Here is a 17,929-nt window from a genome sequence, read left to right on the forward strand (position 1 = left end):
AGGAAATCCTATGATCGGTGAAAAAAATGACCTCACGTCCTCTGGGGTCCCGATCGGCCCGCTGGTAAGCGCCTTCGCCCAGGCCCTGGGGTCGTCGGTCGAGGCGCTGTCGCCCGCCGCGCGCGGCTTCGCCGCCCAGGCCCAGGACGACTGGTCGGCCGAGGAACTGCCGGGTCTGGACATCGCCGATGTCGCCCGCGCCCTGGCCGACTTCTGGCGTTTCGGCGAGTCGGCCAAGGACCTCTCCGAACCGGCCATCCGCCTGGTCCGCGCGCAAGGCGGCGAGACCCCTTCCGACCTGCTCGAGATCGTCCAGCCCGACCGGCCCTTCCTGGTCGACAGCATCATGGGCGAGGTGGCCGAGGCCGGCTTCTCCGTCCGGGCGATGTTCCACCCCGTGTCCGACTGCGGCGGCGTGCGCCGCTCGATGATCCAGATCTGGCTGGCCCCCGTCGGCGAGGACCGCGAGGCGGCCCTGGTCGACGGCGTCCGCGAGGCCCTGTCCGACGTCGGCCTGGCCGTGCAGGACTTCCAGCCGATGCGCGCCCTGATGCGCCGCACGATCGCTGAACTGCGGGACGCCAAGACCCCGGTCTCGACCGAGGAGAAGGCCGAGGACCTCGACTTCCTCGACTGGCTCGAAAGCGACCACTTCGTGTTCCTGGGCGCCCGCGTCTACGAATATCCCCGCACCGCCGACGGCGGCTACGCGGCCGAAGAGCCGCTGTATCAACCGGAAGGCAGCCTGGGCGTGCTGCGCGACCAGGCCCGCACCGTGCTGCGCCGGGGCAGCGAGCCAGCCATCCTGTCGGCCCAGGTCCGCAGCCATATCGACATCGGCGATCCGATCGTGGTGGCCAAGTCGAACCTGCGCTCGCGCGTCCACCGCCGCGGCTACATGGATTACATCGGCGTGCGCCGCTACGGCGCCGACGGCAAGGCCTCGGGCGAGGTCCGCTTCGTCGGCCTGTTCACCGCCGAGGCCTATGAGACCCCCGCCCACGAGGTGCCGCTGGTCCGTCGCAAGGTCCAGCACGTGCTGACCCAGGCCGGCAAGGATCCCGACAGCCACAACGGCAAGCGCCTGCGCAACGTGCTTGAGACCTGGCCGCGCGACGAGCTGTTCCAGAGCAACGAGGACGAGCTGCTGGCCACCGCTCTGGGCGTGCTGCACCTGTACGACCGTCCGCGCGTCAAGCTGTTCGCCCGCCGCGACCCGTTCGATCGCTTCATCTCGGTGCTGATGTTCGTGCCGCGCGATCGTTACGACTCCGGCGTCCGCGCCCGAGCCGGCCAGATCTTGGCCCAGGCGTTCCGGGGCCGGGTGTCGGCCTACTATCCCAGCTTCTCCGACGCGCCGCTGGCGCGCGTGCACTACATCCTGGGCGTGACGCCCGGCGACCACGCCGAGCCCGACATGGCCGCCGTAGAGGCCGCCATCGCCGAGACTTCCCGCACCTGGGACGACCGCTTCGACGCCGCCGTCCGCGAAGGCTCGACGGGCCGCGTCGCTCACTTGCTGGCCCGTTATGCCGGCGCCTTCCCGCCCGGCTATCGTGACCAGTACGACGCTGATGAGGCCCTCGCCGACATCCAAGTCATCGACGACCTGGCCGAGGGTGAGGCCGTCCGCGTCCGGGCCTTCCGCCGCACCGGCGACGACGCGGTGACCCTGCGCTTCAAGCTCTATCGCCCCGGCGCCGCGGCCCCGCTGGCCGACGTGCTGCCGATCCTCGAGCACATGGGCTTGAAGGCCCTGATCGAGGACGGCTTCAAGGTCTCGCCGGACGGCAAGCCCGTCTGGGTCCACGAGTTCGTCCTGCGCGACGAGGCCGGCGAGCACCTGGTGTTCAATGACGTGAAGCAGGCTTTCGAGGCCGCCTTCGTCGCCATCTGGACCGGCCGCGCCGAGAGCGACGGCTTCAACCGCCTGGTGCTGGAGCTGGGCATCGGCTGGCGCGAGGCCGCGCTGATCCGGGCGCTCGCCCGCTATCGCCAGCAGTCGGGCCTGGATCCCAGCCAGGGCGTTCAGGAGCAGGCGCTGTCGGATCACCCCGGCGTCGCCCGCCTGATCCTGGACCTGTTCCAGACCAAGTTCGACCCGGCCGTCCGCGCCGATCTGTCGACCCGCCAGGCTCAGGCCAAGGCCGTCGAGGGCAAGATCGTCGAGGCCTTGCAGGCCGTCGAAAGCCTGGACTCCGACCGCGTGCTGCGCCGCCTGGCCGCCCTGGTCGGGGCGATCCAGCGCACCAACTTCTACCAGCCGGCCGCCGATGGCGGTCCCAAGCCCTATATCAGCTTCAAGATCGCCTCGCGTGAGCTGGAAGACCTGCCGGCGCCCAAGCCTTATCGCGAGATCTATGTCTCGGCGCCGCACGTCGAGGGCGTGCACCTGCGCTTTGGTCCGGTCGCCCGTGGCGGCCTGCGCTGGTCGGATCGCCGCGACGACTTCCGCACCGAGGTGCTGGGCCTGGTGAAGGCCCAGCAGGTCAAGAACGCGGTCATCGTGCCGGTCGGTTCGAAGGGCGGCTTCTATCCCAAGCACCTGCCGCGCGGCGGCGATCGCGACGCGATTCAGGCCGAGGCGATCCGCGCCTACAAGACCTTCCTGTCGGGCCTGCTGGACCTGACCGACAATATCGATGCCGACAACCAGGTCGTGCCGCCCGCCTCGGTGGTCGTGCATGACGGCCAGGATCCGTACCTGGTCGTCGCCGCCGACAAGGGCACGGCGACCTTCTCCGACATCGCCAACGGCGTGGCCGAAAGCTACGGCTTCTGGCTGGGCGACGCCTTCGCCTCGGGCGGCAGCGTCGGCTACGACCACAAGGTCATGGGCATCACCGCCCGCGGCGCCTGGGAAGCGGTCAAGCGCCACTTCCGCGAGCTGGGCAAGGACATCCAGGCCCAGCCCTTCACCGTGGTCGGCGTCGGCGACATGTCGGGCGACGTGTTCGGCAACGGCATGCTGCTGTCCAAGCAGACCAAGCTGCTGGCCGCCTTCGATCACCGCCACATCTTCCTCGACCCGAACCCGGACGTGGCGGTGTCGTGGGAAGAGCGCGACCGCATGTTCAAGCTGCCGCGCTCGTCGTGGGACGACTACGACAAGGCCAAGATCTCGGCCGGCGGCGGCGTCTTCGCCCGCAGCCTGAAGAGCATCCCGCTGTCGAAGGAGGTGCGCGAGCTGTTCGAGATCAAGGCCGAAGCCGTCTCGCCGGCCGAGCTGATGACGGCCATCCTGAAGTCCAAGGCCGAGCTGCTCTATCTGGGCGGCATCGGCACCTATGTGAAGGCCAAGGGCGAGACCAACGCCGACGCCGGCGACAAGGCCAATGACGCCATCCGGATCAACGGCTCGGATCTCCGTGTGAAGGTGGTCGGCGAGGGCGCGAACCTGGGTCTCACCCAGGCAGGCCGTATCGAGTTCGCCCAGGCCGGCGGTCACATCAACACCGACGCCATCGACAACTCGGCCGGCGTCGACAGCTCCGACCATGAGGTCAATATCAAGATCCTGACCGGGATCCTGGAGCGCGGCGGCGAACTGACCCGCGAGAGCCGCAACACGCTGCTGGCCTCGATGACCGAGGACGTGGGTCATCACGTCCTGGAGCACAATTTCGACCAGACCCTGGCCCTGACGCTGCTGGAAAGCGACGCGGTCTCGGAAGTCGACGCCCAGATCCGCTACATGGTCGATCTCGAGCAGCGCGGCCGCCTGGACCGCAAGGTCGAGGGCCTGCCGACCAATACGACGCTGCTGGAGCGCAAGGCCGCGGGCAAGGGTCTGGCCCGGCCCGAGCTGGCCGTGCTGCTGGCCTACGGGAAGCTCGATCTCTTCGACGAGATCGTCGCCAGCCAGGCGCCCGACGATCCGTGGTTCGAGGCCACCCTGCGCGGCTACTTCCCCAAGGCGCTCGATAAGTACGCCGACGCCATGCAGAAGCACCGGCTGAAGCGCGAGATCATCGCCACCGTGGTCGGCAACCAGATGGTCAACATGTGCGGCCCGACCTTCCCGAGCCGCCTGAAGGCCGCCGCCGGCGCCGACATCGACGCGGTGGTGGTGGGCTTCACCGCCGCCCGCGAGATCCTGGGCGTCGACGCCCTGTGGGATCAGGTCAACGCGCTGAATAACAAGGCTTCGGCCGATGGCCAGACCGCGCTCTACAAGGCGCTGGCCTACGCCCTGCGCAGCCTCAGCTTCTGGCTGGCGCGCCGGGCGCATCGCGACAAGTCGAGCGTCCAGCAGTTGGTCGAGGCCTACGGTCCGTCGGTCGCGACGCTGAAAGGCATGGCGCCGGCCATCCTGTCGCCGTTCGAGCAGAAGACCGTCGCCAAGCGTGTGAAGACCTATGTCGCCGACGGCGCGCCGGAGGCCCTGGCCCAGGCCGTCGCGGCCCTGCAGCCGCTGACCACGGCCGCCGACCTCGTCGACCTCGGGAACGCGTCCAGCTGGAGCGTCGAGAACGTCGCCCGCCTGTACCATCAGGTCGGCGCGGCCTTCGGCTTCGACCGTCTGCGCGGCGCGGCCGGTTCGTTCGTCGGTGGCGACAGCTTCGAGCGCCTGGCGGTCCGCCGCCTGATCGAGGACATGCTGACCGAGCAGACCTCGATCACCGAAGCGGTGCTGAAGTTCGCCGCCAACGCCCAGGCCGGCGAGGACGAGGCTGCGGCCAAGTCGGCCATCGCCTCGTGGGCCGCCCTGCGCGGCGATCGTCCCAAGGTCGTCAAGCGCACGATCGAGGACATCGAGCAGGCCGGCGGCGGCTGGACCTTCGCCAAGCTGACCATCGCCAACGCGGCGCTGCGGGAACTTTCGACCGCCGCTTAATCGCTAGCCCCTCCGCCTTCTCTCCCTTACGAGGGAAGGCGGAGAGGGAGTTTCAAGCGTATGGACCAGGGTGATCGGCGGCGCGCGGCCTGGATCTCGTACGAGTGGGCGCAGCAGCCGTACTGGGCGCTGATCGCCACCTTCATCTTCACGCCCTATTTCGCCGCCGGCTTCGTCGGCGACGCCGCCCGGGGGCAGAGCCTGCTGGGCTATGCCGGGGCCTTTTCCGGCTTGGCCATCGCCATTCTGAGCCCGCTGGTCGGGGCCAATGTCGACGCCCGGCGCAATCCAAGGGCCTGGCTGGTCGGCCTGGCCTTTCCGTTCGTCATCGCCAGCGCCCTGCTGTGGCTGGCCGTGCCGGGCGAGACGAGCCGCATCCCGCTGATCCTGGGCTGCCTGGTCGTGGCCGGGGTCGCCGCCGAGCTGGGCGTGACGGTGATGAACGCCCTGCTGCCGGTGGTCGCCAAGCCGGGGCAGCTGGGACGGCTGTCGGGCACCGCCTGGGCGCTGGCCTATGTCGGGGCGCTGGTCACCTTGTTCATCGTCCTCTTCTGCTTCTCGCTGCCCAAGGTTCCGATGCTGGGCCTGTCGAAGGCGCTGCACGAGCCCGACCGCATCGTCGGGCCGATGGTCGCCCTGTGGTTCCTGGCCTTCGCCTGGCCGCTGATGCTGACCGCGCCCAAGCCCTCGGCCGGAGCCGGCGACAAGCCGCTGGCCGAGCTGTGGGCGACGATCCGCAGCCTGCCCAGCCGCCCGCACATGCTGACCTTCCTGATCGGCCGGATGCTGTTGGGCGACGGCATTTCCAGCTTCATCGCGTTCGGCGGCGTCTTGGCCGCGGGCCTGTTCGGCTGGACGACGACGCAGCTGGGCCTTTACGCTATCCTGCTGTCGATCGCCGCCGGCATCGGCACCTTCATCGGCGGCCGGGTCGACCAGAAGATCGGCTCGAAGGCCACCGTGCTGGTCGCCACCGCGGTCATCCTGTTCGGCGCCGTCGGGGTCGGCCTGGTGGGCAAGGACACGATCTTCTTCCTGATCCCCGTCGCCCCCGCCCAGGCCGGCGGCGCGCTGTTCTCGAGCATCCCTGAGCGGATGTTCCTGTTCTTCTCCCTGTTCGTCGGCCTGACCTTCGGCCCGGCCCAGTCGTCCTTGCGCGCCTGGATGGCCGAGCTGGCCCCGGCCGGCGAGACGGGGCGGTGGTTCGGCCTCTACGCCCTGTCGGGCAAGGCCACAGCCTTCCTGGCCCCGCTGGTCATCGCCGTCGGCACGAAGCTGGCCGGCGACCAGCGCATCGCCGTCGTGGTCTCGGCCGTGTTCATGGCCCTGGGCGCCATCGTCCTGGCTCGGGCCCCCAGAAGAGCGCCTCAGCCGCAGGCCGCCAGCGCTCCCGTAAAATAGGTCCGCACCTGCTCGAACAGGTCGGGCCGGTAGCGCGCCCGAGGGTCATTGGCCTTGTTGTCGTCGAAGGCGTGGGTGGCGTCGGCCAGGAACAGCTGGTCGACGGTCAGCCCGTCGCGCGCCAGGCGGTCGAGGGCCAGTTTCGGAGCCTTCCAGCCGACCACCTGGTCCTTGCCGGCCACCACCGACCAGACCGGCGGCGTCGCCTCGCCCCAGCCGTGGCGTGTGGTCAGCGAGGGATAGCCGGCGAATGGATAGACCAGCATCGCGCCCTTCACCGCCTTCAGGCGCTCGGGCGCCGCGTCGGCGAGGCCGGTGATCAACGGCGCCCGACCGCCCATGGCGTAGGCGTCCATGATCGTCCAGCCGCCATGGCTCCAGCCCGCCAGGAAGACTTGAGAAGCGTCGGCCCAGGCCTGCCCCTCCAGCCAGGCCAGCATGGCGAAGACGTCCGCCGCCCGCTTGCTGCCCCGCACCCGCAGGCCCGTGCAGACGGTCAGCTTGGCGTCCATCAGGGTCAGGCCGCGGGGCTTGAGGCTGTCGACCACCACGGCCGCCCAGCCGGCCGCGACGGCCGTCCGGGCGTAGTCCTCGAGGAACGGCGTCTTGCCGCCGCAGCCGTGCAGGATCAGCGCCACCGGGAAGGGCCCCAGGCCCGCGGGCTTGAACACCCGCGAGTGCTTGGCGACTTGTTCGCCCCAGGCGGCGCTGTCCATGTTCACCTCAGAGACGTGTTAGTGACGGAACACTCGCACGCCGGTGAAGGCCATAGTGAGGCCAAGCTTGTCGGCCGCCTCGATCACTTCCGGATCGCGCATCGAGCCGCCCGGCTGGATGATCGCCGTGGCGCCCGCTTCCGCCGCCTGGATCAGGCCGTCGGCGAACGGGAAGAAGGCTTCCGAGGCGCAGGCGCATCCACGGAGGTCCAAGCCAAAATCAGCTGCTCGAAGAGCAGCGATCCGGGCCGAGTCCTTGCGGTTCATCTGGCCGGCCCCGACGCCCAGGGTCTGGCCGGCGCGGGCATAGACGATGGCGTTGGACTTGACGTGCTTGCCGACGGTGAAGGCGAACAGCATGTCGCGGATCTCGTCTTCCGTCGGCTGGCGCTGGGTGACGATCTTCAGGTCCGAGGCCTTGATCCGCGCGTCGTCGCGCGACTGCACCAGGAAGCCGCCGGCCACGCTCTTGAAGGTGTCGCCGGTCGACAGCGGGTCGGGCAGGCCGCCGGTCACCAGCAGGCGCAGGTTCTTCTTGGCCGCGAACACGGCGATGGCGTCGTCGTCGGCCTCGGGGGCGATGACCACCTCGGTGAAGATCTCGACCATCTGCAACGCGGCGTCCTTGGTCAGGCGCGAGTTCACCGCCACGATACCGCCGAAGGCCGAGGTCGGGTCGCAGGCCAGGGCCCGCTCATAGGCCTCGCGCTGGCTGGCGCCGACCGCCACGCCGCACGGATTGGCGTGCTTGATGATCGCTACGGCCGGACCGGCCGCCGGGTCGAACTCGGCGATCAGCTCGAAGGCCGCGTCGGTGTCGTTGATGTTGTTGTAGCTGAGTTCCTTGCCCTGCAGCTGGGTCGCCGTGGCCACCCCGGTGCGCGGGTTCGGGAACGCATAGAAGGCCGCCTTCTGGTGCGGGTTTTCGCCGTAACGCATGGTCTGGCGCAGCTCGCCGGCGATCGCCTTGCGCGCCGGGAAGTCCTGCTCCAGCGCCTGGGCGAACCAGGCCGAGATCGCCGCGTCATAGGCCGCCGTGCGGGCATAGGCGCGGGCCGCCAGGGTCTGGCGCAGGGCCAGGGTCGTCCCGCCGGCCTTCAAGGCTTCCAGCACTTCGGCGACGTCCGACGGGTCGGTGCAGACGGCGACATAGCCGTGGTTCTTGGCCGCCGAACGGATCATCGCCGGGCCGCCGATGTCGATGTTCTCGACGCACTCGGCGTAGCTGCCGCCTTTGGCGACGGTCGCCTCGAACGGATAGAGGTTCACGTACAGGATATCGATGCCGCCGATGCCGTGGTCGGCCATGGCGGCTGCATGTTCGGGAGCATCCCGAACGCCGAGAAGCCCGCCGTGCACCACCGGGTGCAGGGTCTTGACGCGCCCGTCCATCATCTCGGGGAAGCCCGTCAGGTCCGAGACGTCCTTGACCGGGATCCCGGCCGCGGCGATCGCGGCCTTGGTGCCGCCGGTCGAGACCAGCTCGACGCCGGCGGCGTGCAGGACCTGGGCGGCTTCGACCAGGCCGGTCTTGTCGGAGACCGACAGCAGGGCGCGCTTGGGGGCGACGAGATCGGGGGCGGACGGATAGTCGGGGGCGGCGGGCACGGCGGACTCCTCATGTTTCGTGATCGGAAAACGGAGCCCAGGCGCGCGGCTTATGAGGTTCGAGCTCCCCGGTGGTTTCCCACCTTCAACGCCAGTCACCCGAACGCGGCGGAAAATACGGGGGCGGGCGGGGGAGTCAATGGATCCTCCCCCCGTGGGGGAGGTGTCGGCTCGAAGAGACGACGGAGGGGGAAGAGGCAGGCTCGGCAGCACTTCCCCCTCCGGCCTTCGGCCGCCTCCCCCGCTAGGGGGAGGATTTGGGACGCACGTCCGCCGCCTCACGCGGCCAGCCGCTGAAGGTGTGTGGGGAGGCGACGGAGCGGCCGGGCGAACCCGGAGACCGTAAGGTTTGTTGTGTTTCGGCTCGCTGACCGCTCCGCCAGGCTGTTCTTGCCCGTGAGGATGGGAGGCGTGAGCGTATTTCAGCTCGGGTCCCCATTAGCCCCCGGACGGGCGCGGACCAAGTCGATCGGCTACATCCGTCTCGACCCCGACGATCCACGATAGGCGGCTTGTACGATCACCGCCCTGTCGCTCCGCTTGCGGCTTTGACCCCGGAGACTGCCCGTTCGCCAACCGATCTGCCTAAAAAGTACAGACGGAGCGACTTTCGAGCCTCCAGGAACCGCCAGCGGCCCCGCTCAACCTAGCCCCGCCGCCGTTTTGGGCCGGATCCAAACGCCCTCCCCCGCGACGGGGATGGCTATGAGTATGGGGGTCATCCTGAGCGCGGATCATTCAGCGGCGCGTAAAATCGACAAGCGGTTGATTTTGCTGGGTTCGAGATCGCGAATTCCGAGGATAGAGCGCGCTGTATCCCCTTCTCCCCTTGCGGGAGAAGGTGTCGGCCCCCGGGTCGCGCGAAGCGCGCCCGAGGATAAACTCCGCCGACGGATGAGGGGTCGATAACCATCCGCCGCGCAACCCCTCACCCGACCCGCTTCGCGGGCCACCCTCTCCCGCAAGGGGAAAGGGGCTCGGCGTGCGCGACCCCAACACCGTGTCATCCCGGAAGCCTTGCAGAGGCTATCCGGGACCCAGGGGCGGCGCGCACTGCGCTTCGTCACCCCCTGGGTCCCGGCTCTACGCTGCGCTTCGGCCGGGATGACACAAGTTTGTTGAGTGGTCTTCCGCCCCGGAAGAGCGCCCGCCTTACATCTCACGGCGAGACGATCGCTGGGCTGATCAGGTCACTCAAGGCATGCCCTCGGGCCGGCGAAGCTGGACCCGGGGGACGACGCTTCGCGTCGCCGCGCCGCGGCCGCCCAGAGGGCGGTCCTTGACTAACCTGATCAGCCCTGCACGCTGCAGCCTTCGAGAGATTTAAGGTGGCTCCGACACTGGGAGGAGCGAAAAGGAGCCCCTGCGGCCGAAATGATAGCACGTGGTAGCGACAGAATCGGACGTAGCGAGGATTTTCGGAAGATCAAAAAATTCTACTAAGTCAAGCGTTTTTTGATTGACCGATTCGATGTTTTGTAAGAAGTTTAACGCGGGCGGAGCCCATGAGGTTTGCCGTTATGGCGGCCGGATTGAGGGGGAGGTGTTAGCCTTCCCCTTTTTCTTTTCTGAGCTCAAAGCAGCTATACTTTACGCCAAGTTTGGCTAGATCGCCGTCGTCAACGTGGCAGTCTATGACGCGCTTCTTTTCGTATATCGCCGTGTAAGCACGATAGCTTCGATCATATCCAGCGACGCACATCGGGAATAAATAAAGATCAGCAACCTGAACCATGGGCGAGGTTTTGAACTTCCTTTTGCACTCCCAAAGAGTGTGTCGGAGTTCATTTTGCCCAAATGGATCATATTTCGCCGAATTCTCAGCGTTAAATGGCATTCCATCGCCACGCATTTCGGTAAAATATTTCTCAATCGCCTGATCGTGACGTGGTGAGCAGCGCTCGTAATATATCTTCAAGCGACGGTTGCGCTGAAATGCGAACTTAGCTGATCGCTCGGCGACTATAGTGAAGGCAGTTTTACATAACGCCCATCGGCGAGTGCCGTATTTTTCTCGGTACCGTGTATTATAACCCAGGCGATCGATGACACATGCAGTCCCTATTACCGGTATCTCGGTAAGGAAATCTGCAAGAGATTTATAAAATTCAGCCTGCTCTCGAGGTCTAAGCTTCGCGATCCATGAAAATCGATTTACTCTATTACGAATGTCGTACGAGTGAAGTGGGTAGTCGATCTCCCACTTAGTGCAAAATTCGCTATAGGCCTTTCGAGCGAATTCTTCGTCTTCTTCTGCTATCAGAATGCCGCCGAGCGCAAACCACTTCGAGCCATCTTGAGCATCAAGATTTCTGTCGAGATCTCGTGACCCTGAATCATCGATATAAAGATGGTATGTTGGGGTCACGGAAAGCGTTCGGTGGCATCTGAAGAGAAAACCAAAGCTCAGTTTGCCAATTTTGTCCAATAAGATGCGGCGCAAATACGGTGCTCAGCCGATTGACGGTGAAGTGGTTCTCTAACCCTCCGCTCGCGTGAGTCCTCCCAAGCCCTCGCTCCCGCCTCCGGGCAACGCCTTGGTCCTCTAACCCCGAACCCGCGCCACCACCGCCCTAAACACCATCGCCATCTCGATGTGCGTGTGGATGAACCCGTGCTCGAACAGGTACGTCAGCATCCGGTCGTAGACGTCGTCATAGTCCGCCATCGCCACGCTGCCCGGCGTCTTCGCCTCGCGCTCCAGCACGGTCAGCAGGTCCGGCGCGTCCGCCGTCAGGGCGGCGATCAATTCGGAGATTTCCTCGGCGGTGTACTCCGGCGCCTGGTGCGTGCGGCCAGGGTCCTGGGGGCGGCGGTGGGAGAAGCCCATCGGGTCAGCCCTCCGCCCGGGTCAGTTTCCAGCGGATCTTGGCCCCGACCTCGGGGCGCACCTGGCTCTTGAGCACGATCTGGCCGGCCTTGCGGGCCAGGCCGTGGTCGAAGTGCGCTGACGGGGCGATCTCGACGTCGACGGCGTCGTTGCGCAGCCACCAGCCGATGTTGTTGGGGCCTCGGATCAGGACGCTCTTGCCATCGCGGGCGATCGAGGCGCGGGCCTCGGGATGCAGGTGGAAGCGCACGGCGAAGGGCAGGTAGCGGCGGGGGCCGCCAATTCCGTCTTGAGGGGCGCCGGGGTCGGCGTTGAGCGGGGTCAGGGCGTCCTCGCCGCGCAGCTCGTCATTGACGGCGTCGAGGAACAGGCGGCGGGCGTGCTGGAGGCCGACATGGCGCCAGCCGTCGTGGACGATGTCCAGCCAGACGCCGCCGACGTCGTCGTGACGCTTGGCCTCGACCTTGGTCGCGCCGTCGACGAGCCAGGGGCCCAGGGCCTTGGCGCGGAAGCCCGAGAGGGGGCGGCCGGCCGAGCCGTCGCCGGCCGAGACGGTGGAGGCCGCGTCCGAGAGGCGGAAGGCGTTGGCGCCGGTGGCCTCGGGGCTCCAGCCGCAGCTGGTGATCAGGCGGTCCTTGGCGCAGACGATCTCGACGGCGGCCGGCTGGGCGCAGGCCGCGACCGAGAGGGGGCCGGCGGGAGGACGACCACAGTCGGCGATGACCTCGAGGCTGCCGCCGATCATCTTGTGATAGCCGCTGTGCGGGGCGGCGTTCAGCGGGCGCGGGCCGGCGTCGTCATGGGCCAGGGCGGCGGCGATGCGGGCGGGGGCGATGGCCTCGCCGCCGTGGAAGGCCGCCAGATGGCCGTCGCCCAGGGTGAAGAACCGCGCCGCCGTGGAGAGGCGGTCGATGGCGCGCGAGAGGCTCTCGGGCGAGGGGCGGCCGCGCTGGCCCAGGGCGTCGTCCAGGGTCAGCAGGTCGAAGAGGAGCTCGACGCCGGCCTCGGGGCTGCGGGTGGCGTGGCCGCCGTCGGCCAGCACCATGGTGTCGACGTGCTTGGTGACGGCCTTCAGGCCCTTGTCGATCAGCGCCTCGCCCGGCTTGCCGGCCAGGGCGCAGCCGGCGACCGTGGCGGCGATGGCGCGCTCCAGGGTGCGTTCGGGGTTGCGCTTGAGCTCCAGCAGGTGGCGGCCCTGGCGGGCCAGGTCCTGGGTCAGGTCGGCGATCTCGGCGTCGCTGCCCTCGACGGCCAGGACCTTGGCGGCGCAGGCCAGGTGGAAGACGCGGCGCTCGACGCACTCGGCGCTCCACGAGAAGGCGTTCCACTTGCCGAAGACGCGGCGCCAGTCGTCCATCAGCCGCAGGGCGCGGCGGGCGCCGTCCGAGCCGGCGGCGGTCAGGTCGGGCAGCCAGTCGAAGCGGTGCAGGCTGACGGCGAAGCGGCGCGAGGGGCTGGCGGTGTCGAACGGGTCGCCGTCGGGGCCCAGGCGCAGCGTGCCGCCGTCCAGGGTCAGGGTCCCGGTCAGCATCTTCTTGCCATGCTCGGGATCGGTGGGGCGCGGATCGTGCGGGCGAGCGGCCAGGCCTTCGGGGCGGGGCAGGGCGATCAGCAGGCGATGCGGGCCCGAACCGAACCACTCGCGCTCGATGTGACCCGAAAGCTCGGCCGTGACGGCCTTCCATAGGACGCCGCCGCGTCTAGGCGCGGGAAGAGGAAAGCCGTTGGCGGAACGCTTGACGGCCATCGTTTGGGATCAGCCGCCCTTCAGCGCGCGGATGTTGTCGGCATAGGCCGCGGGGCCGCCCTTGAACACCGCCGAGCCGGCGACCAGGGCCGTGGCGCCGGCCGCGACGCACTGCGGGGCGGTCGTGGGGGTCACGCCGCCGTCGACCTCGATGATGATGTCCAGGCCCGCCTTGTCGACCATCTGGCGCAGGGCCTCGACCTTGCGCAGCTGGCCGGGAATGAAGCTCTGGCCGCCGAAGCCGGGATTGACCGACATGACGAGGAGGAGGTCGACGTCCTCGAGGATCCACTCGACATGGTCGATGCTGGTGGACGGGTTGAACACCACGCCGGCCTTGGCCCCCAGCTCGCGGATGCGCTTGAGCGAGCGGTGCAGGTGCGGGCCGGCTTCCGGGTGGATGCTGATCAGGTCGGCCCCGGCGGCGCGGAAGGCCTCCAGGTACGGGTCGGCCGGGCTGATCATCAGGTGCACGTCGAACGGGATCTTGGCGTGCGGCCGGATGGCTTTGACGATGTCGGGACCCAGCGTGATGTTGGGCACGAAGTGGCCGTCCATCACGTCGACATGCACCCAGTCGGCGCCGGCCGCTTCGATGGCGGCGACTTCCTCACCCAGCTTGGCGAAGTCTGAGGCGAGGATGGAGGGGGCGAGGATCGGCGCGGTCATGGTCCTGGGATAGCCGTGTCGCGCCGCTCTGTCAGCTACTTCGCTTTGCGAAACCGCGCGGCGAAGAAGCCGTCCTGGCCGCCGTCGCGGTGATGCGGCAGCAGGCGCAGGGTCCCGCGCGGGGTCAGGCTGGCCTCGGGAGCGCCGCCTTCGCCGGGCTGGATGGGCTCCAGCGCCATGTCCTTGCGGCGCGCCAGGAAGGCCTCGACCTGGGCCTCGCCCTCTTCCGGCTCGAGCGAGCAGACGGTGTAGACCAGCTGGCCGCCGGGCTTGAGACGATCGGCGGCGCTGTCCAGGATCTTGGACTGCACGCCCGCCAGGCTGGCGACGTCGCTGGGCCGCGCGGCCCACAACACGTCCGGATGGCGGCGGAAGGTGCCGGTGGCGCTGCACGGTGCGTCCAGCAGGATGGCGTCGAAGGTCCGCGTGTCGTCCCAGGCGGCGGCGTCGGCGGCCACGACCTCGGCGGTCAGGCCCATGCGCTGCAGGTTCTCGTCCACGCGCTTGAGGCGGGCGGCCGAGCGGTCCAGGGCCACGACGTCCGCGCCGGCGGCGGCCAGTTGCAAGGTCTTGCCGCCGGGCGCGGCGCACAGGTCCAGCACCTTGTCGCCGGGCTTGATCGAGAGCAGACGGGCGGGAACCGCGGCGGCGGCGTCCTGCACCCACCAGGTTCCGTCCTCGAAGCCCGGCCAGCCGGCCACGTCGCCCTTGCGGCGCACGCGCAGGGAGCCGCCGGGCAGCACTTCGGCCTCGAGCTCTTCAGCCAGGGCGGCCGCGTCGGCCGAGGGCTTCACCGACAGGTCGGTGGCGGGCTCGATGGCGATCTGGGCGGCGATCTCGCGGGCGGTGGCCTCGCCGAACGCGGCGACCCAGCGGGCATAGAGCCACGGCGGAGCCAGCAGCGCCGGGTCGTCGTTGGGGCTTCCGTCGCGCAGCAGGCCGCGCAGCACCGCGTTGACCAGGCCCTTGAACGGGCGGCTGGTCTTGTTGGCGCCGGCCAGCTCGACCGAGGTGGCCACGGCGGCGAAGGCCGGGACCTCCAGGTGGAAGGCCTGCGCGGCGCCCAGACGCAGCAGGTTCATCACCCGGTCGGGCGGAGCCTTCTGCAGCTTGGCGGCCAGGGCGCGGTCGATGGGGCCCAGGTGGCGCAGGACGGCCATGGCCAGCGCGCGGGCGAACGCGCGCTCACGCGGCTCCAGGAAGCGGAAACCGTTGGCGGAGGCGGCTTCGTCGATGCCGCCGCGACGCGACAGGGCCGCATCGATAAGGTTCAGGGCGGCTTCCCGGGCGGGGAGGCCGTCGTTCAATTCTTGAGTCACCGCCTCGCCGTGCCCAAAGGCGACGGCGAGCGCAAGCGATTTGACGAAATCAGGCTGCTGAAGCCGGCTTGCGAAGGGCCGTTCCGACCGCCGTCAGGCCAAACACGAAGAAGCCGCCGACCACCGAAAGCCCGCCCACGGCCAGCAACGGACCGAACACCGACGGCGGTCCCTTCTGGCCCAGATACAGGTACAGGCCGCTGATCATGCAGATCACCCCGACGTTCGACAGGGCGAAATTCGTGACCTTCACCCAGTTGGCGACCCCTTGGCCCAGCAGGGCGTAGAAGGTCCCCATCAGGGCCATGCTGATCCAGCCCAGCAGATTGAGGTGCGCGTGCGCCGAGTAGGTCGCGTGGTCCTTGCTGATGCTCATGGCCAGGCCCCACGAGACCCCGACCATGGCGTAAAAGGCGGCCGCGCCGAAGAAGGCGTGCGGCCAACGACTGGCAGTCATGTTCAGATCTCCCCGATCACGGAACGTCGATATTCAAGGTCGGGCGTTGAACACTGCCAAGCTGGCGCCTGCAATCGCGATGATGTTAAACCTTGGTCATGTCGCAGGATCAGCCGTCTTCGTCGCAATCTTCGTCGCAAACCGAGACGGACGCCCCCTTGGGCGCCGCTCCCGGCAAGGACCTGACCCCCGCCGCCCGCCGCGCGCTGGAGGAGGCCGCCGCGCGTCGTGCCGCTGAAGCCGCCGCCGCCCTGCCGACGGAAAAGGGCGGTCGCGACGGCCCCGAGCCCACCCGCTTCGGCGACTGGGAGAAGAAGGGTGTGGCGGTCGACTTCTGACGCCGGACGCGCGACGCTTCCCGAAAACCAGGGGAGAAGCGTCATGGAAAACCTCGCAGAGCGCCGCATCCAGGTGGTGCGCGACCACATGGCGCTGGAATGCGTCCACGACTGGGACGCGGTGATCGCCACCTTCCAGCACCCCCGCTACGAGATGTACGGTTCGGGCGCGGTGTTCGACGGCGAGGCCGCCGTGCGCGGCTATTTCGCCGCCTCGCGCACGCCGTTCCCGGATCAAGGCAACGAAGTCATCGCGATCGCCCACGCCGGCGACACGGTGCTGGTCGAGTTCCGGCTGACCGGCACCCACCTCGGCCCCTTGCGGTTGCCGACCGGCACGGTGGAACCCACCGGCAAGGCCTTCCGCGTCCGCATGGCCGCCAGCTTCGAGTTCGCGCCCGAGAGCGACAAGATCATCTGCGAGCGGCCGTACTACGACCAGATGGCGGTGCTGCGGGCGCTGGAGCTGGGGTGAGCAGGAGGCCGCGCTCCTGCCGCACTCGCATCACTCGCGCCTTCCGGATGCTCCGCAGGCGCGGGGCCTCAGCTTGCTGTCAATCTTATCGCCGTCGACCCTGACGCCGCCACAGAGGAACAGGGCCAGGGCGCTGGGTTTGTTCAGTTCCTGGTCGTGGGCTTCGCTGGGCCAGGTTCCTAGCCAGAGGATCTGTGGCGCGTTGCGATGGCGAACGGCGATGAAGCGGATGCCGGGATAGGTCCCGTCGATGATTCCGCCGTTGGCTCGAAAGCCCAGCAGGTCGCCTGGATCCACGAAGCCGATCACTTCCAAGGATCTCGCACCCTTTGGCGACCTGTCTTCCTGGAGCTTGTTGATCGCGCACCGGTAGGCGAGGAAGTTGGGCAAGGCTCCGCAGGTGTCGCGATCTTGCACCTCTATAGCGTCGATTGTCCGACGCACGCGCCCAGGCCCCAGCAGTGGCAACTGATTGGCGGCCATGAAGAAGGTGTCGGTCCGGGTGGCCAGGGCCCGTTGCGCCGGCATCGGGATGCGCCCGCCCCCCTCGGTTTCCTTGCCCAGAACGTCGAACAGCATGCGGCTGCCCAGGCTGTGGGATATGAAGCTGATCTGGAGCTCGTCCATGCTTGCGATGGTGTTGGCCTCGCCGTCCGTGAGGCACGCGTCGAGCCCTTGGGGCCGCGCGGGGCCTTGGATTTTGCCGGCCTCACGCAGCATGGCGCAGATCGTGTTGGCCATGCCTTCCCTCAGTGGCGCGCCCATTTCGCCAAGATAGGCGGCCGCATCACCAAGCCCCGCATCCACGATCACCTTGGCCGGCTTGGCGAACAGGCCAGGATTTTGGTTCAGGTCGTGTCGGACGAAGGGATACTGAACGCGCCAAAGATCGCCGTGCCAGTAATAGCTGTAGACCACCACCTTATCGCCGCCGGGGCCTTCGAAGCGGTCCACGCGATACTTGCCGAACGAGGTGAAAAGACAGGGCTTCAGCTCGTTGTTGGAGCTACCCGGACCGCAAGGCAGGGCCTCGCCGCGGATATGGTGGGGCGTCGTGGTCGGCGCGTCGAGCCAGTCCGATTGCGGTCCAACGCTACGATAACCCCGCGCTTTCAGCGCGTTGTTGAGCGGGTCGATGAGGCCTTTGCACGCCTCGGTCATGCCCATGCCGTGCGTATGGAAGATGTAGCGTTGCTTTCCTTTGGGACTGGCCTCGCCGGTCGTGCGCAGGACGCCCGCGAAGGCCGCTTCCTGCGTATCCTTGAAGACGATGTTCTCGTGGGTCACCGCGCCTTCGACGCGCTGGCAGTCTGGCAGTTTTTCAGGCTCAGGCTTGGGCTTGAGCTCAGGCTTGGGATCCTTGATCTCGACAATCTCGATGCTCGCCACATGCGAGTTCGACGTGCAGCCGGCCAGGAAAAGCGCGGCGGCAGCACAGAGCGCGACGTTGTGTTTCCAACCCCAGTTCATCGTAAGCCCCCCACGGCGATCAACTGCAGCGCTACCATAGGGCGATGATTTCCGACGGCGCT

General features: G+C 67.9%; 13 protein-coding genes and 1 riboswitch. Of the genes, 4 read left to right on the top strand and 9 right to left on the bottom strand.

Going from position 1 to position 17,929, the window contains the following annotated elements; all coding sequences use genetic code 11:
* The first annotated feature begins 10 nt into the window (after positions 1 to 10).
* Both AC1RR5_RS01970 and AC1RR5_RS01975 read left to right on the top strand, forming a co-directional pair.
* On the top strand, positions 11 to 4,837 hold the full coding sequence (locus AC1RR5_RS01970) for an NAD-glutamate dehydrogenase (RefSeq protein WP_492919417.1): 4,827 nt from the start codon (positions 11 to 13) through the stop codon (positions 4,835 to 4,837).
* A gap of 60 nt (positions 4,838 to 4,897) precedes the next feature.
* Positions 4,898 to 6,238: an MFS transporter gene (locus AC1RR5_RS01975; RefSeq protein ID WP_492919418.1), complete on the top strand. Its 1,341-nt coding sequence runs from the start codon at positions 4,898 to 4,900 to the stop codon at positions 6,236 to 6,238.
* On the opposite strand, the gene AC1RR5_RS01980 is transcribed toward AC1RR5_RS01975, so the two are convergent.
* The 8 genes from AC1RR5_RS01980 to AC1RR5_RS02015 all read right to left on the bottom strand — a co-directional run bounded on the left by AC1RR5_RS01980 (position 6,205) and on the right by AC1RR5_RS02015 (position 15,584).
* A complete protein-coding gene (locus AC1RR5_RS01980) occupies positions 6,205 to 6,954 on the bottom strand; it encodes a dienelactone hydrolase family protein (protein WP_492919419.1) in 750 nt (249 codons plus the stop codon). The genes AC1RR5_RS01975 and AC1RR5_RS01980 overlap by 34 nt on opposite strands.
* A gap of 18 nt (positions 6,955 to 6,972) precedes the next feature.
* A complete protein-coding gene (gene purH, locus AC1RR5_RS01985) occupies positions 6,973 to 8,562 on the bottom strand; it encodes a bifunctional phosphoribosylaminoimidazolecarboxamide formyltransferase/IMP cyclohydrolase (protein WP_492919420.1) in 1,590 nt (529 codons plus the stop codon).
* Between the two features lie 28 nt (positions 8,563 to 8,590).
* Positions 8,591 to 8,671: riboswitch (ZMP/ZTP riboswitch) on the bottom strand.
* 1,437 nt (positions 8,672 to 10,108) lie between these two features.
* Complete coding sequence (locus tag AC1RR5_RS01990) at positions 10,109 to 11,005, bottom strand: DUF3800 domain-containing protein (RefSeq protein WP_492919421.1); 897 nt, start codon at positions 11,003 to 11,005, stop codon at positions 10,109 to 10,111.
* A 102-nt stretch (positions 11,006 to 11,107) separates the two neighbouring features.
* Complete coding sequence (locus AC1RR5_RS01995) at positions 11,108 to 11,392, bottom strand: hypothetical protein (protein ID WP_492919422.1); 285 nt, start codon at positions 11,390 to 11,392, stop codon at positions 11,108 to 11,110.
* Positions 11,393 to 11,396: 4 nt separating this feature from the next.
* A complete protein-coding gene (locus AC1RR5_RS02000; protein ID WP_492919423.1) occupies positions 11,397 to 13,139 on the bottom strand; it encodes a heparinase II/III family protein in 1,743 nt (580 codons plus the stop codon).
* 9 nt (positions 13,140 to 13,148) lie between these two features.
* Complete coding sequence (rpe, locus tag AC1RR5_RS02005; RefSeq protein ID WP_492919424.1) at positions 13,149 to 13,808, bottom strand: ribulose-phosphate 3-epimerase; 660 nt, start codon at positions 13,806 to 13,808, stop codon at positions 13,149 to 13,151.
* 35 nt (positions 13,809 to 13,843) lie between these two features.
* Positions 13,844 to 15,127 (bottom strand): RsmB/NOP family class I SAM-dependent RNA methyltransferase, encoded by a 1,284-nt coding sequence (locus tag AC1RR5_RS02010; protein WP_492919425.1) that lies wholly within the window; start codon positions 15,125 to 15,127, stop codon positions 13,844 to 13,846.
* Positions 15,128 to 15,176: 49 nt separating this feature from the next.
* Entirely contained in the window at positions 15,177 to 15,584 is a 408-nt protein-coding gene (locus AC1RR5_RS02015; protein ID WP_492919426.1) for a hypothetical protein, read from the bottom strand.
* A gap of 98 nt (positions 15,585 to 15,682) precedes the next feature.
* Between AC1RR5_RS02015 and AC1RR5_RS02020 the strand changes: the two genes are divergently transcribed.
* On the top strand, positions 15,683 to 15,922 hold the full coding sequence (locus tag AC1RR5_RS02020; protein ID WP_492919427.1) for a DUF1674 domain-containing protein: 240 nt from the start codon (positions 15,683 to 15,685) through the stop codon (positions 15,920 to 15,922).
* Positions 15,923 to 15,965: 43 nt separating this feature from the next.
* Positions 15,966 to 16,397, top strand: coding sequence for an ester cyclase (locus AC1RR5_RS02025; protein ID WP_492919428.1), 432 nt, complete (start codon positions 15,966 to 15,968; stop codon positions 16,395 to 16,397).
* 30 nt (positions 16,398 to 16,427) lie between these two features.
* Here the strand turns inward: AC1RR5_RS02025 and AC1RR5_RS02030 are convergent, their stop codons facing one another.
* The gene (locus AC1RR5_RS02030; protein WP_492919429.1) at positions 16,428 to 17,867 is read right to left on the bottom strand and encodes a hypothetical protein; all 1,440 of its coding nucleotides are present in this window, start codon (positions 17,865 to 17,867) and stop codon (positions 16,428 to 16,430) included.
* Between the last annotated feature and the right edge of the window lie 62 nt (positions 17,868 to 17,929).

This window comes from Caulobacter sp. GW821-FHT11E11 (assembly GCF_058808315.1).